Below are 14413 nucleotides of genomic sequence, written 5' to 3' on the forward strand. Positions count from 1 at the left end.
AGAATCGACTTTGCTCACCGCAAACCTTCGGCGGTCAGTTGCGATTTGCCAAAGCCACCTTGGTACTCTGCCTTAAGTAGCGAGGGCGGAATCGGCAGGTTGGCAAAGTAGCCAGGTTGAGGTTGACAGATTCTGTTCACGGCGGCTTGAGTGGATTCTCCCTCCTGTGTCTGCAGGTTGTCGGGTGCACCTCTGAGAAAGCTGGCTTGGTACACCTCTTGACCATCGGACGTAATCGTGATCTTGTGAAACACTGGGGTGAAGGAGACGGTTTCCTTGGGGCCGCTTGGCGGCGGGCCAAAGCCGGGCGGAGGGCCGAAGCCTGGACCTGGTCCAAAACCAGTTCGAGTGTAATAGTCAACCGTATCGGGCTTGCCGCTCTCCACTTCGATGACGATCTGATGTTTGGCATTACCACTTAGTTTCCAGCCGAGGCTGGCAATTTTATCCTCGACAGCTTTCTTGAATTCGGGCTGTTTGTTGGCCGCCGAGGTCGCCAGTTTGTATTGGACCATGACCGAGTCACCCGGTTTAATGGCGAACAAATCGGCAGGATCGACTTTAGCCGCTGACGTAACGGCTTCTTGATGCGGTACTCGATACATAGACAGGGAGGAGGACTTGTCCTTACCGAATGCATAGACAAGGTAAGAGCCCAGTGAGGTGAGCCCGTCGGGATTGCCGTCATATGTCCATAAGGGCATCCCCTTCTCGATGTCATACAGCTTTGAACCGACCAGTAAGTTCTTTCCGACCCAATGCACCCGTGCATCGTTCTTGTGTTCGGTGACAGCGATCCGTCGAATCTCTTTGCCATCTGCTGTGCTGTAAAACGCAACTTCGAAGGGCACGTAAACCGCGATCATCGTACCATCTTGGGAGAATCGCACCTGAGAAGGCTTCTTGTCACAAGCGAGCAAACCTACCGCCTTGGCTGTTTCCGTTTCGACAAAGACTAGGTTTTGACCCGCGACCAGCGCCATGACCTCGCGGGCAGGACTTAGATCGGCATGCAGCGTTCCTCCGCTGCCTCCTTGATACAGAGCTTTCGGTCGATCCGTGCTAAGGTCCCAGATGATTATCGTGTTCTTTTGGCTGATGGTGATCAAGCGTTGACTGGAAGCGAATTCGACAAAGTGCAGTTCATCCCAGCTTCCGCCACCTGCAGTAAATTGGAATTCTGGCTTAAGACCGTCGGGGGTGACCCGAAGGATAGCCACGTCATTTCCTTTATCAAAGCCCTCGACTCGCACTGCCGCGATCCGCGAGCCATCGGGACTCATGCCCATCAGCTTCCACGAGGCGGGTAGTTCCAGGACGTCCGAGGTCTCGCCATCCATGCCCCGGACTACGGCAAAACGGCTGTACTGTTCTTCAGGCTTGCGGCCGTGCTGATAGGCGTTCAAGACGGCCATGCCACCCTTGCCGCCACACCGCAATCGAAGCGCCGCAAAAAACGGCTTTTTAACACTCGTGCTGGCAGTCAGTTCCTCGAAGTCGACTTCAGGAAAGCCACGCAACGGCGGCATCGACCAAAAGGGCTTGTCGAGCTTGGCCGAAATCTGCTTGACTCCTTTGACGATGGTAGGACGCATGGGGAAGTCCGTAGAATCCGATGTCAGATCACCATCCCCGGCGGGCGGTGGATTCGTCGGTGACGCCCCGTCAGCCGCTTTTTTATCGGCTGCTTTTCCGTCAGCCGCTTCCATGAACGGGTTCTCGGATTCGTCAGCGGTGTTGCTTAAGCCGAGCGACTTTTCGGCTTGTAGAAAGGCACTGACGAAAGCTTGGTCGCCTGCACTGAGCTTATCAAGCTTGATCTTGACGACCTTGCCACTGGTTTGAGTCAATTGCACTTCGTTAGCGTCGGCAAAGGTAAGACTCGCGTCGATCTTAAATTTGCCAGTAGAATCGGTCCAAGTGCGAGAGTTTCCAAACGAGGCCAACGGACCTTTTGGTTCGCCCGCTCCGATACGAAAGTCAGTAAAGCAAAATGCAAAAACTGCCAAACATGCTGACAGCCAGTAGCTTGCTAAAACACGTCTATCCTTCATCGATAATCCCCCAAGGAAGAGAAATGCCGGCTACCGACATCAATTGGAATCTCAGCCAGTTTACCAGGGAATACACTCGGGTAAAGGTATCCGAGTGCTGACAGGCGGGCACGATCGCCCTATTTAGAAAAATAGAGAGGGTTCGCTTAACAACCCTAAAAAATTGCCATCAGGAGCCCCCAGCATCCAAGAGACATTAGATCCTCAAAAGTTCTCGACCGGAAATAGCGGACATCGCCTGTTCGTGTAATGCAATTGTGTTAGTTCCTCACAACCATCGTTCCTCAGGATGTGCCACCCCATTCTTACCCTATGGTTTACAACCGTTTCTTCAGGCCATCCGGGGGGGGATCGCGAACGGCAACAAGTGGGACGATAGTGTACTCATTCGGGAAAGCCAGCCTGCCCGGACAAGCGCAGCCTGTTAACGTCTGACATCCTCGATCGCCTTCTACGCAGTTGTCAGCAAAGAAATAAGAGATTGGAAACTCCAGAACTGGCCATCGAACAACCAACAGTTGACTATCCTTTTGCTCCAGGCCTGAAGCTGTGCTAGAGGTATTGTTTCCGCCACCATCAAACTCCAGTTCACTTCGTTCATGTAGCTTCGGTGATTGTTCGGTAGTGTGGCCGTGGGTACAGTAAGGGGCAAGTTTCTTGGTCGCAAGAGAAATATCCGCGACTTGGCTACCTGGACGTTTTGAGCACTCTACTCCCTGGAATTCACCTATGCACGTGTCGCGCACCATTCCGAGTCTGCTGTTGCTATTGTTATGTGTTAGTCAGTTCGCGATAGCTCAACAACCGCCTTATGATGTCTTTCCAACTGCGGAACCGCCCTACTATCGAGTTCGTTATGACGCAGGCACGGAGAATGGCGATTTGATCTATCCCGTCCATTACACGATCTGGATTCCACCTGATGTCGCGCAGTTGCGAGGAGTTATCGTACATCAACATGGATGCGGCGAAGGGTCGTGTAAATCGGGCTTAACGGGAGCCTTCGATTTCCATTGGCAAGCACTCGCTCTAAAACATGCATGTGCGTTACTCTCCCCCGCTTATGAACAACCGGATCAAGCGGACTGTCAACGTTGGTGCGATCCAAGACATGGCTCCAGCGAACGGTTTCTACAATGCTTGAAGGATCTGGGTATGTTGACCGGGCATCCTGAGCTGTCTCATGTGCCGTGGGCGTTATGGGGGCACAGTGGTGGCGGGCACTGGGCAGGTGGGATGGTGATGATGCACCCTGAGCGAGTGGTTGCGGCCTGGTTAAGATCTGGGGTGCCGCTGCTGGAGGCGGAATCGAATCGCTCTGACATCAAGGCCCATCAGTTGCCGGCGGCGGCTCTTAAAGTTCCGTTGATGTGTAATCTGGGCACCAAAGAAGGAGTGACCGACAAAGAAGGGCGATTCGCCGGTGTTTGGCCTGCGAATCAAAAGTTTTTCGAATCAGTTCGATCGGCTGGTGGGTTGATTGCGATTGCCATCGATCCGTTGACAAGTCACGAGTGTGGCAACCAACGATATCTGGCGATCCCCTGGCTTGATCACTGCTTAACGGTTCGGCTACCTGCGGAACAGACACAACTTCCTGCCGAACAGTTCCAGCCGCTTCATGACATGCCACGGAATGAAAGTTGGCTAGCCGCTCCAACCAGCACGATCGCAGTTAGTGCGGCAGAGTTCGAGGGGGACGCGCAGCAAGCTGTCTGGTTACCTAATTCAACGATTGCAAAAAAGTGGATCGAGTACGTGACCGATACCGCAGTGACCGACACAACACCTCCTCCTGCACCGACTCGCGTGGAGCTATCAGGAAACGAACTCACATGGCAAATTGTGGCCGACCTGGAAAGCGGTCTAGCGAGTTTCATTATTGAGCGTGATGGACAATTTCTCGCCAAGGTTCCAGACGAAAGCAAAAATCCATTTGGTCGACCGGTGTTTCAGAATCTGCAATACAGCGATACCCCCACGCAACCACTGGTCCCTCTGCGATATGTAGACACAACAGCCGTAACGAATCAACCGTATCGATACACCATTCGCGCGGTAAACACGGTGGGCCTCGAATCAGAGCCCGCTGACGCCGTCCGAATCGCGCCTGCCGCCGGAAATGATCCCGCCGCTATCTCGCCACCCCGAAAGTAAAGGCCAGCTTGAGTACAAGTAAACGAGGGCTTATCCTCCCAGCGAAGCGACCGGGAGGGTGAAGTTGGAGGCGATCAGCGAGAAGTGTCAAATACCCCGGCACAGCGGAGGCTGGTCTCGTGGACCGCGATATCGTGCGCGGCGGACCATGCGAGTGGTTTTTCGTTGCGAAGCACTTTTGCGAAATCACGGAACTCACCATCATAGCGACCGCTGGAAACGTCGAGCACGAACTTGTTCTCACCCTTTTTGAAAGTGTCTATCGCCCGACTGGCCTGTGAGAGGTACAGCGTGCCGCGCCCCGATTCCAAGGGTTGGATTTCCATCGCCCCCTTAGTACCCACGACATGGAAGCGACGATGCGGACCGCCGAACGGATCTCCGTGATTGCATCGCAGAGTCACGAGAGTTCTCGGGTACTCCAGGACCGCAACCTGATTGTCAGGCAAGCCTGGAGGAGCTTGACCAGTTGGCTTACTGAACGCGCTGACGGCGGTGGGCGGCCCTAGTAGAAAGAGGACTGCGTCAACTAGGTGACACCCGAGTTCAAACATTCCGTGTCCAGGTATGCTGGCCAGTTGACTGTGGAGATCGGCATCCGCCAGCTTACCCATCGAGGCGTTTATCTCAGTGATCTCGCCAAGCCAGCCTTCGCGATGGGCTCGGAACAGTAATTCAAAAGCAGGGTTGTAACGCAACATGTATCCCATCTGCACCGTGAGTTGCAGGCGTTCCGCTTCTTGTCGCATCGTCTTGAGCTCCGAATGCCTACCCGCCCCAGGCTTGTCGAGGTGTATGTGCTTGCCCGCCCGCAGGCAAGCGAGAGCCGCACGCGCCGAATCATCGAGTGTTGTTTCAACCACGATAGCTGTGACCGACGGGTCGGCGAGCAGTTCCTCCTCAGCCAGCCACGTTAGCCCGGCGTAGGATCGTTGTCTTGCAGCAGTCGTCTGGCGACCCGCAATCGGCTCGGCGATACCAACGACCTCATAGAGTTCTGGCATCGAACGGATTGCGTCCATCTTACCGGAGGCATGGGAGTGGGAGGTACCGATCTGGCCGATGCGGATTCTGGTAGTGCGTTCCCCTGCGAGACCGATAACTGCCGGAGCCAAGGTGGCAGCAGCTACGGTTTTCAGTGCTTGTCGACGCGTGATGTGTGTATTCATGTTGGGACTTGGTGGGGTATTCGGTAAAATGTTGAAATTCCAGTGTTGATGGATCTATTGCTGTAAGTGCAAGAGCACGTTGAGAATACAATTAGACCCTTTGTCACGAATCGACTAGAATAAAAGAGGTAAATTCAATGCCGCGTGTGAGGCAGCAAGTCACGATCCTTAGGTAGGCAATTATGAGCACCATCGCCAAGCTTAGTGGAAATGATTTCGACCGCATGGTTATGCGAGGTGCCTTTGTCGATCTTGAGCCTATCAAGGTGGAGTTGATTCATGGGGAGCTTCGCTTTATGAATCCGGCAGGTCCAGTTCATGAGGGAGAGATTCAGTTCTTGATGGAGTGGTCGATCCGGCACGCCAATCCCAATGACATTATGATTCGAGTGCAATCTAGTATCAATTGCGGCGACCACCGGCCTGAACCGGATCTTGTATGGTCTCGCCGGATGCCGACCAAGCGAATACGTCCAACGCACTCAGATGTTTTGCTACTGATCGAGGTCTCGGATTCTAGTACGGTACAGGATTTGGGTGAAAAAGCCAAGCTGTACGCCGAGCATGACATACCCGAGTATTGGGTCGTGGATATCCAGGCCGAACAAGTTCACGTTCACCGAAATCCGAATCAAGGCCAATATCAATCGGTCCAGCCATTTACAAAAGATGCATGCGTCACCCCACTTTGTCAACCGAATGCAGACCTATCGCTGGCGGAGCTTTTCGACCTCGATTCGTAATCTTGCGCATCAAGCAAAGAAATCGCCCAAGACCACTTCGTTGGTAACAAGTTCCGCGGAGTACTGGTTGGGGGCGATGCCGTAAGGCGTGATCATGGTCAGAAATAAAGTCTGACGTCGCCCTGAACGATTGCGAAAGACACGCAGTTTGCGATCAAGAGATTGCGCGTAACTTTTGGAGATTGCAAAAGGCTGATCGGCGAATTTGATTTCACATAGGTTGATGCAATGATCGGCGCGGTCTATCAGCAGGTCGATTTGCGTTCCTTCGTCGTCAGTTCCCGATTTGGGACTGTATCGCCAAGACGCAGCTTGAGTCTGCACATCAGCGATTCCAATCGCTCGTCGAATCGCCTCCAAGTGCTTGAAGCAAATCGATTCGAAAGCGTACCCGCACCACGCTTCATATCGCCGACTCGTGGATTGGCGCAGCCAGGAATTCATTGCCGTAGAGGAATGCATCCAGTGCCAATAAAAGACGGAGAATTCGTCAGTCAAACGCAATAAACTGCCTTTGGTTTTTTTGTCCAGTGTGTCGGTTTCCGTGACAAAACCCGAAAGCCGAAGCTCTTCGATCGCCTTCGTAACTCCACCACCACTGGTTAGCTTAGCCTTCGCGAGTAGTTGATCGCGAGTTAGTCCCGACCAACTAGTCGCTAGAACTTTAACAATCGCTTCATGCGTGGCATGAGATTCGAAAAGTGCTGCGTACAAGTTGTGATACTCGTTCTTAAGCATGCCTTCAGGTCGAAAGCAATCGGCTTCGATGCATTGAACGGCAGACTGTCCAGGTTGAATAAGATTCAAATAATGCGGTATGCCTCCGAACGCCATATATGCCATCACAATCTGACGTTGATCCCATCGGATTTTTCGGTTCAGGAGATATTGCTGGACATCATTCAATAGAAAAGGCTCCAGCCGGATACGACGCGTAAGACGGTTATGCAATCCTCCGCGAGCATTGACTACATTGCGAATCATCCAGGCTGCTGCGGAGCCACAAACGATGACAGCCAAATCCCGTTTTCGACTGGCGTAAGCATTCCAAAAGTTTTCGAAGGCTGGAACGAATCCACTCTTGCGCGTCGCCAGCCATGGGAACTCATCGAAAAAAACAACACGCTTTCCGTCGATTGACGAGGGCTGTTCGAGGCAATGCTGCAGTAGATCAAAGGCCTCCAGCCACGTATTGGGCTGCACCAGAGGGACTACCGGAAACGCTTTTCTGAGTGAAACGTGAAAATTAGCCAGTTGCACTGCGGTGCTTTGGTTGTGCAGTCCCACCACCTCCAGCACCATATGTGGCTTACAATGCTCCCGGATCAAAAAGGTCTTTCCGACGCGTCGGCGACCATAAACGGCTACCAATTCTGGATCATTGGAAGCCAAAACGGTATCTAAGACTCGTTTTTCTGGCAGCCGTCCGATGACCTTTTCGCGATTGACCATAAATCCTTCCCCCATGCATCAAAAAGTCGTTTAGGCATGGTTTGGCGAATAATACTACGTATACATCGCCAAAACTAGGTTCACAGTAACAGTTTTGGCGAAGTATTTCCAATATACGTCGCCAAATCTTGCATTCCGTGTGTGTTTTTGGCGAGTAATTCAGGAAATTACTCGCCAAATCTAGCACAAAGTTGGACTTTCAAATGACCTTCCCCGTTAGGGAAGAGAATCGTTCGAGCTTACTGATTAAGCCCTCACCCCTAGTGGTTGTGTCTCGGAACGGTTCGGCAGACGTTTCGGTACTCGCATGCAAACTCTAGGCAACCGCCTGTGTGCAACTGTCCGACATGATTCCTGTATAACTCCTGCCACGGTGTTGCGTTCGCCCGCAGTCTCGGTGGGAGCTGGTTCGCTAATGGATCGTTATCCGTCATCGATCGTGCTTGCCATTCCGCTTGATCGACCAACGCATCGACACGGCGAGTTGTCAAATCAATGCGCACACGATCTCCCGTTCTTAGCTTCGCTAGGCCGCCTCCTGCGTATGCTTCAGGCGAAGCGTTTAGAATCGATGGACTGGCCGAGGTTCCGCTCTGGCGGCCGTCTCCCAAGGTTGGCAATTCGCGGATACCTTGTTTGAGAATCGCATCAGGTGGTTGCATATTGACGACCTCGCCGCTACCTGGAAAGCCCAGTGTCCCGCACCCTCGGATGACTAATAGGGTATCACTATCAATCTTCAACGATGGATCATTGATTCGATCGTGATAGTCCTCGGGGCCATCGAATACCACGGCTATGCACTCAAAGACTTGTTCACGCCCCGTTTGATTGAGATATCGGTCGCGAAACGCGTTGCTGATAACACTGGTCTTGATCAAAGCAGCATCGAACAGATTGCCACTCAACACCAGAAACCCTGCTTGGGTTCGAAGTGGCTGATTCATCGAACAAACAATTTTGTTGTCAGGCTCAGGCGCCTCGACGACGTTTTCTCTAAGCGTTTTGCCGGACACCGTGTTGGTCTCGCCATCGAGCAACCCGACTCGCAACAGTTCTTTTACGACGCTCGGCACTCCTCCCGCCCTTTGAAAATCCTCTGCGAGATAACGCCCCGCAGGTTGCAAATTGACTAACAGCGGCACGTCATATCCGCTGTCCTCCCAATCCTGAATCGACAGCTCGATTCCAGCGTGTCGTGCAATCGCAAGAAGATGGGGAGGGCAATTTGTGCTCCCGCCAATGGCAGTGTTCACGACGATGGCGTTAAGCAATGAGGCACGACTCAAGATCTGAGATGGACGCAAATCTTCACGCACCATTTCTACGATCCGTTTGCCCGCAGCATAAGCCGCTTGAGCCCGCTCGCGATAAGGAGCCGGGATAGCAGCTGTCCCTGGCAAGGCCATACCCATAGCCTCTGCTAGACAGTTCATCGACAACGCCGTTCCCATGACATTGCAATGACCAAGGCTCGGAGTGGCGGCGGCCAGGAGTTGAAGAAAACCGTCTTCGTCGATCTCGCCCGCCCCGAGCCTGCGTCTCGCCTCCCATATGATTGTTCCTCCCCCGGTCGGTTCTCCATCGATAACACTATTCAGCATCGGACCACCATTGAAGATGAGCGAGGGAAGATCCGTGGTAGCTGCCGCCATCAACGATGCAGGTGTCGTCTTGTCGCATCCGGTCGTAAAGATCACTCCGTCGAGTGGGTAGCCGTAAAGTATTTCTACCAATCCCAAGTATGCCAGATTTCTGTCCAGTGCTGCTGTTGGACGACGCGTGGATTCTTGGAGAGGGTGCATAGGGAACACCATGGGAACACCACCTGCATCACGCACCCCATCCCGCAATCGTTCCACTGTGTGTAAGTGTGCTCGATTGCACGGTGCAAGGTCGTTGGCGGACTGCGCAATACCGATAATGGGTCGACCTGCACGAAGCTCATCGAGGGTCATTCCGTAATTGAAATAACGTTCCAGATAGATGGCTGTCATGCCAGGATTTGAAAGATCGTTAAACCATGCCTCGGATCGCAATCTTTGGTTCATGAAAACCCTCTTCGCCTGCAAGTTGAATGGAATTGCGATCAATGTACCAGGGCCTATCGAACGTTCAAGCGTCCCTGTTGCAAACGTTGGTAGAGCAATAATATGGCGAAAGTCACAAACGATTGACAGAGATTCTGGCCAAGCAGTCGGGTGTGGCCGGAAAGCTGCTCGACTTCACTTGGCACAGACCACTAGAAGAATGTTAAATTGCATCTTAAACTAGAATCTCGGTCCGCTCTGCGGGGCAGAAAGAGTGTCGCTGATCGCTCCGTCGATCAGTCGAAAACGTTTACCCACCGCTCCGTCGAACGGGCGTGTTATGTTCTATCACGGATCGGCGGAGCGATCGGTTTTTTAACATACGGATCGGCGGAGCGATCCGCGACATTTGCCCCATGTTCGGTAATCTGTTCGATCGGAACGCTCCATTTTTCAATCATGAGCGGATGCGACCTCATTGGTCTCAAGCCGGGGCGATCGGTTCCCTTGACGTAAACCGTTTCTCTGGTAGAGTCGGCGGAGCTCGGGGGGAGTTAAATTTCCTATCATTCGCAGGGAGGGCGAGTAATCCGGATGAGCACCTTTCTGATTGCCTTGTTTTGTTTTGCTGGCTACTTCGTGGCCTATTTCACTTATGGTCGCTGGCTGGCGAGGCGAATCTTTCGGCTTGATCCCCAGGCTTTAGTTCCAAGTCGTCAGTTCGAAGACGGTGTGGATTACGTTCCCTCGAAAAAGTCGCTGGTGTTTGGGCACCACTTCACTAGCATCGCTGGAACGGGCCCGATTGTCGGCCCAGCGATCGCTGTGTTTTGGGGATGGCTACCGGCCTTGATCTGGGTGTTGGTCGGAAGCATCTTCATCGGGGCCGTTCACGATTTCGGATCGCTGGTGGTCAGTATGAGAAATCGTGGGCAGACCATTGGTGAAGTGTCCGGGCAATTGATTTCGCCCCGAACCCAGTTGCTGTTTTTGCTGTTGCTGGCTTTTGCCCTGACGATCGTGCTGGCGATTTTTGGATTGGTGATCGCGCAGATTTTCAGCCTCTATCCTCAATCGGTGCTGGCGGTCTGGATTTCTCTGCCGCTGGCGATCGTGTTGGGAGTGCTGCAGCGAAAGAACGCGAATGGGTTGATGCCATTGTCCGTGATCAGCCTACTGTGCATTTTGGCGACCATTTATGTTGGGACTAACTATCTGCCGATCGTTTTGCCGGTCCAGTATCCCGTTGTGGTCTGGACGGTGATCTTGCTGGTCTATTGTGCAATCGCCTCGGTCCTGCCAGTCTGGATGTTGCTGCAGCCGAGGGATTACGTGAACTGCTATCTGTTGTTTTTTTCGATGGCCTTGATTGTGGCCGGTTTGGGAGTCGCATGTTTGACGGGAAAAGCTGACCTGATGACCGCCGCTCCCGCTGTGGCCAGCGAGCTTCCCCAAAACACCCCTCCGATCTTTCCGTTTTTGTTTATTACGATCGCATGTGGGGCGGTGAGTGGATTTCACTGTTTGGTTAGCTCCGGAACTAGCAGCAAACAAATCGCTTGTGAATCGGACGCTCAGGTCATTGGTTATGGTTCGATGCTTCTGGAGGGGGCTTTGGCTGTCGTGGTGATTCTGGCCTGTTGTGCCGGAATCGGGATGGGTAAGTTTCGGCTGGAAAAAAGTGGGGAACAACAGAGCTGGGGAGCTTCGATTATCGTTCAGCCGGTGAAAACGGACGACGGCCGATTGCTGACCGGACGGGACGCCTGGAGAGATACCTATTCGGTAGGCAAGGAGAGTAGCTGGGAGAGTTTTCGGCTTGGCAATATGGTGGGAGCTTTTGTGGACGGCAGTGCCAATTTTCTCAGTCAGATCGGCTTGCCGATTCCTCTGGGCGTCGGCTTGGTGGCAGTACTGGTTGCCTGTTTTGCGGCGACAACGTTGGACAGTGCGACCCGACTTCAACGTTACGTTATTCAGGAACTGGCCGCGACCACTCGCATCCGCCCCTTGCAGCCGCTGACCAATCGCTACGCAGCCACTGGACTGGCGGTGTTGCTAGCGGGCACGATTGCCATGATTCCCGCCAAGGCAGGTGGAGAGCCGGGGACCGGAGGTCTATTGCTATGGCCGTTGTTCGGTGCTACCAATCAGTTGTTAGCAGGATTAGCCTTTCTAGTCATCGTGTTTTACTTGCGGCGTCGTGGATTACCGATCTGGTTCCTGATTCTGCCAACAGTCCTCCTGATTTTTCTGCCAGCTTGGGCTCTCAGCTGGCAGTTGTTCAATTTTGAAAATGGCTGGATTGGAGGATTCGAGACAGGCGAGAATGGAGCCGCGGAATGGGTCTGGCGGTGGCACGAAAAGAAACTGCTAGGGAGCGTGGGACTGTTGACCCTATTGTTGCAGTTGTTGATGGTGTTCGATGCGATCCGCGTCTGGCCCAGATCCAGAGCAGTTGATTTGGAAAGGATGATTGAAGATGACAAGTGAAACACCTCCGGTGGTAGAGATCACACTGCGTATTCCCGGTGCTTGGCGAAGCCCGATGGAGATCATGGAGCGGCTTCCCAGCGGATATCGTATAATCGATGCTCAATTGCAGCTCCCCGACAAAACGAGACTCGACATATTTCCAATACCAGCCGACAAACAATTTCCCAACATCTTTCGCACTAGCCTTCGTCAACCAGCTACAGCAGAGGAGTTGAGAGTCGTCGATCGCTACACCATTAATGTGGGTCTCGCCGGCCCTGGCGGCAGTCTGGAGTCCGCACGCACCATGATGAAAGCGGGGGCCGCGATTATCCACGCGGGAGGAGCAGGTGTGTTCATTGACAATAGTTGCCTAGCGCATGGAGCCGAGGATTGGTTGAGCATGACTGATGACGGGAGTAGCGATGCAATCAGTTTTGGATTCGTAGGAATCGTGCGTGGCGAGAGGGAAGTCAGAACGGTGGGCATGCAAGTCCCAGGTTTTCCAGAAATTCTCATGACTCGTGCTGATGCCGATGCTGATGACCGAGCGATCATCGAGATGATTCGCTATCTCTGTGCAAACGACCGCTCCGTAGGAGATGGGCACATCATCGCGGATGAAAAAGGACCCCGATTTCGAATCACGCATGAATTTCCTGAGCAATCTGGCGTACCAGCACCGATGCGCAACCCATTGGGACGGCTGCGCATGGTGAGTTTCAAGGACATAGCCGAGCAAAACTAACGACGCGAGGGGGTAGGGACTCAGCTTGATTTCAGATCCAACGCTTGCATAAACTGCCAATCTGCGTTGCGAGCGGAAAGTTATATCGCTTCCCGTAGTGGCCGAGGCGACGAGGCCCGCCCCCGTGGCACGAATCTGTCGGGGGGGGGGGCACCGATCAGTCAGAGCAGGCAGTCTCCTGTGCAAATGGACTCGTTGCCCACTACGAAGAAGTTGCCATGCGCTGTTGATTTGCTTCTAGCGACGCGTCTTCACTAGGACCGGAACGTCGCTAGATGGCCCAATGGTAACGCTGCGTCGTTTAGGAACGACTTCCCGAGCCTCTTGCAGCTCAAATTCGTATCGCGCGAGCAATGTTCCTAGCACAATCGCCATCTCGTAACCCGCGAATGCCGCTCCGATACAACGTCGATGGCCACCACCGAACGGCATGTACTCGAACGGCGAGTAACTTCTTCCGAGAAACCGATCTGGTCGGAATGTATCGGGATCAGAGTAGGTCTGCGGATTGTGATGGGCCAAGACAGTCGCAGGGGCAACGGCTATGCCCGCCGGAATCGTATACTCGCCCAATACCATCGAGGTCCGTAACTTGCGCAGCGTCTCAGTCACGATTGGATGGATGCGCAGCGTCTCTTGAACAACGGCCTTCAGATAGGGAGCAGCCGCCAGGGTGGAAGGCTGCAGGTCTGGAAGTGAATCAAGCTCGTCTCGCAGCCGACCTAAATATTGACGGTTGCGATGCAAATGATAGATCGCCCATGTTAGGGTCAGCGCCGTCGTCTCATGACCTGCAAAGAGGAATGTCATTAACTCAGCGTGGATATGTTCTCTTTGGATCGATTGACCGTCCTCATACTTAGCATCACACAACAGAGAGAGTATGTCTTCTCGATCAACAGAATTTGCTTTTCGCGAGGCAATTACCTGGTCAAAGAGCGTGAACAAGTTGGCTTTGGCTTGGTTCCAACGATCCCATGGCGTGAGCCCGAGAAACGAAAGATGGGTCTTGCTCGAGAAGAAAAGCAATGGATTTGCGGCAGCTACGGTGGAGTGACTGGCACCAACCATTCGCTGAGCCATCGCGCGATCGTCACCCCCAAACACTGTCCGCACGATGATTTCCAGTGAGATATCAATCATGAGCGGTTTCGTGAGCAGAGGCTTGCGAAGATCGTGCTTGGTGAGTTGTTCCATCGCTATCTCTTGCATGGCTAGACCATAGGCCTTCATACGATCACCATGGAACATGGGCATGACTAAACGGCGTTCACGACGGTGCTCCTCACCATTGAGGACGAACATTGAACCGGTCCCCATGAGCGGGGCCATGGTCGCAACGGCGAACGGTTCGTAAGTATCGGGTGATTGGCCGTAGATGGTACGAATGAGATCTTCTCGACCAGTCACCACAACGGGGCCGTTTAATGCACTCAACAAAAATGGATCGCCAAACTCTTTGACCCACGATTCCATCGCTTCACGTGGGTTGCGAATCAGCCGTAACGTTGGCCCCCATTTCCCCTTCGGCCCGGCGGGAAGATTGGTTGCTATCGTGGCTTCCATACGTGCTCTCGATTATTCT

At 53.2% G+C, this 14413-nt stretch carries 9 protein-coding genes; 4 read left to right on the forward strand and 5 right to left on the reverse strand.

The genetic code is table 11. The annotated features are described in order from the left end of the window. Positions 1 to 14: 14 nt before the first annotated feature. Positions 15 to 2054: an SHD1 domain-containing protein gene (locus SH449x_RS26000; protein ID WP_482378995.1), complete on the reverse strand. Its 2040-nt coding sequence runs from the start codon at positions 2052 to 2054 to the stop codon at positions 15 to 17. A gap of 729 nt (positions 2055 to 2783) precedes the next feature. On the opposite strand from SH449x_RS26000, the gene SH449x_RS26005 reads away from it, so the two are divergent. Beyond that, on the forward strand, positions 2784 to 4211 hold the full coding sequence (locus SH449x_RS26005) for an alpha/beta hydrolase (RefSeq protein WP_482378996.1): 1428 nt from the start codon (positions 2784 to 2786) through the stop codon (positions 4209 to 4211). Between the two features lie 74 nt (positions 4212 to 4285). Here the strand turns inward: SH449x_RS26005 and SH449x_RS26010 are convergent, their stop codons facing one another. Then, positions 4286 to 5380 (reverse strand): Gfo/Idh/MocA family protein, encoded by a 1095-nt coding sequence (locus SH449x_RS26010; RefSeq protein ID WP_482378997.1) that lies wholly within the window; start codon positions 5378 to 5380, stop codon positions 4286 to 4288. 182 nt (positions 5381 to 5562) lie between these two features. Between SH449x_RS26010 and SH449x_RS26015 the strand changes: the two genes are divergently transcribed. Next, positions 5563 to 6123 (forward strand): Uma2 family endonuclease, encoded by a 561-nt coding sequence (locus SH449x_RS26015; protein ID WP_482378998.1) that lies wholly within the window; start codon positions 5563 to 5565, stop codon positions 6121 to 6123. Positions 6124 to 6132: 9 nt separating this feature from the next. On the opposite strand, the gene SH449x_RS26020 is transcribed toward SH449x_RS26015, so the two are convergent. Further along, complete coding sequence (locus tag SH449x_RS26020) at positions 6133 to 7575, reverse strand: AAA family ATPase (RefSeq protein WP_482378999.1); 1443 nt, start codon at positions 7573 to 7575, stop codon at positions 6133 to 6135. 260 nt (positions 7576 to 7835) lie between these two features. Next, the gene (locus tag SH449x_RS26025) at positions 7836 to 9626 is read right to left on the reverse strand and encodes an IlvD/Edd family dehydratase (protein WP_482379000.1); all 1791 of its coding nucleotides are present in this window, start codon (positions 9624 to 9626) and stop codon (positions 7836 to 7838) included. A gap of 573 nt (positions 9627 to 10199) precedes the next feature. Between SH449x_RS26025 and SH449x_RS26030 the strand changes: the two genes are divergently transcribed. Next, a complete protein-coding gene (locus SH449x_RS26030; protein WP_482379001.1) occupies positions 10200 to 12098 on the forward strand; it encodes a carbon starvation CstA family protein in 1899 nt (632 codons plus the stop codon). Continuing rightward, on the forward strand, positions 12088 to 12828 hold the full coding sequence (locus SH449x_RS26035) for a hypothetical protein (protein ID WP_482379002.1): 741 nt from the start codon (positions 12088 to 12090) through the stop codon (positions 12826 to 12828). The genes SH449x_RS26030 and SH449x_RS26035 overlap by 11 nt, the downstream gene beginning before the upstream one ends. 237 nt (positions 12829 to 13065) lie before the next feature. Here SH449x_RS26035 and SH449x_RS26040 read toward each other — a convergent pair whose 3' ends face one another. Continuing rightward, entirely contained in the window at positions 13066 to 14394 is a 1329-nt protein-coding gene (locus tag SH449x_RS26040; protein ID WP_482379003.1) for a cytochrome P450, read from the reverse strand. Positions 14395 to 14413: the final 19 nt, after the last annotated feature.

It is taken from the genome of Brakhagea baltica (genome assembly GCF_052161605.1).
In the GTDB taxonomy this organism is placed as follows: Bacteria; Planctomycetota; Planctomycetia; order Pirellulales; family Pirellulaceae; genus JBKCUI01.

What these genes read in the sequence shown, in the direction of transcription:
- SH449x_RS26035 (WP_482379002.1), top strand. Translation starts at nt 12,088, where the DNA reads ATGACAAGTGAAACACCTCCGGTGGTAGAGATCACACTGCGTATTCCC.
- SH449x_RS26020 (WP_482378999.1), bottom strand. Translation starts at nt 7,575, where the DNA reads ATGGTCAATCGCGAAAAGGTCATCGGACGGCTGCCAGAAAAACGAGTC.
- SH449x_RS26005 (WP_482378996.1), top strand. Translation starts at nt 2,784, where the DNA reads ATGCACGTGTCGCGCACCATTCCGAGTCTGCTGTTGCTATTGTTATGT.
- SH449x_RS26000 (WP_482378995.1), bottom strand. Translation starts at nt 2,054, where the DNA reads ATGAAGGATAGACGTGTTTTAGCAAGCTACTGGCTGTCAGCATGTTTG.
- SH449x_RS26025 (WP_482379000.1), bottom strand. Translation starts at nt 9,626, where the DNA reads ATGAACCAAAGATTGCGATCCGAGGCATGGTTTAACGATCTTTCAAAT.
- SH449x_RS26040 (WP_482379003.1), bottom strand. Translation starts at nt 14,394, where the DNA reads ATGGAAGCCACGATAGCAACCAATCTTCCCGCCGGGCCGAAGGGGAAA.
- SH449x_RS26030 (WP_482379001.1), top strand. Translation starts at nt 10,200, where the DNA reads ATGAGCACCTTTCTGATTGCCTTGTTTTGTTTTGCTGGCTACTTCGTG.
- SH449x_RS26015 (WP_482378998.1), top strand. Translation starts at nt 5,563, where the DNA reads ATGAGCACCATCGCCAAGCTTAGTGGAAATGATTTCGACCGCATGGTT.
- SH449x_RS26010 (WP_482378997.1), bottom strand. Translation starts at nt 5,380, where the DNA reads ATGAATACACACATCACGCGTCGACAAGCACTGAAAACCGTAGCTGCT.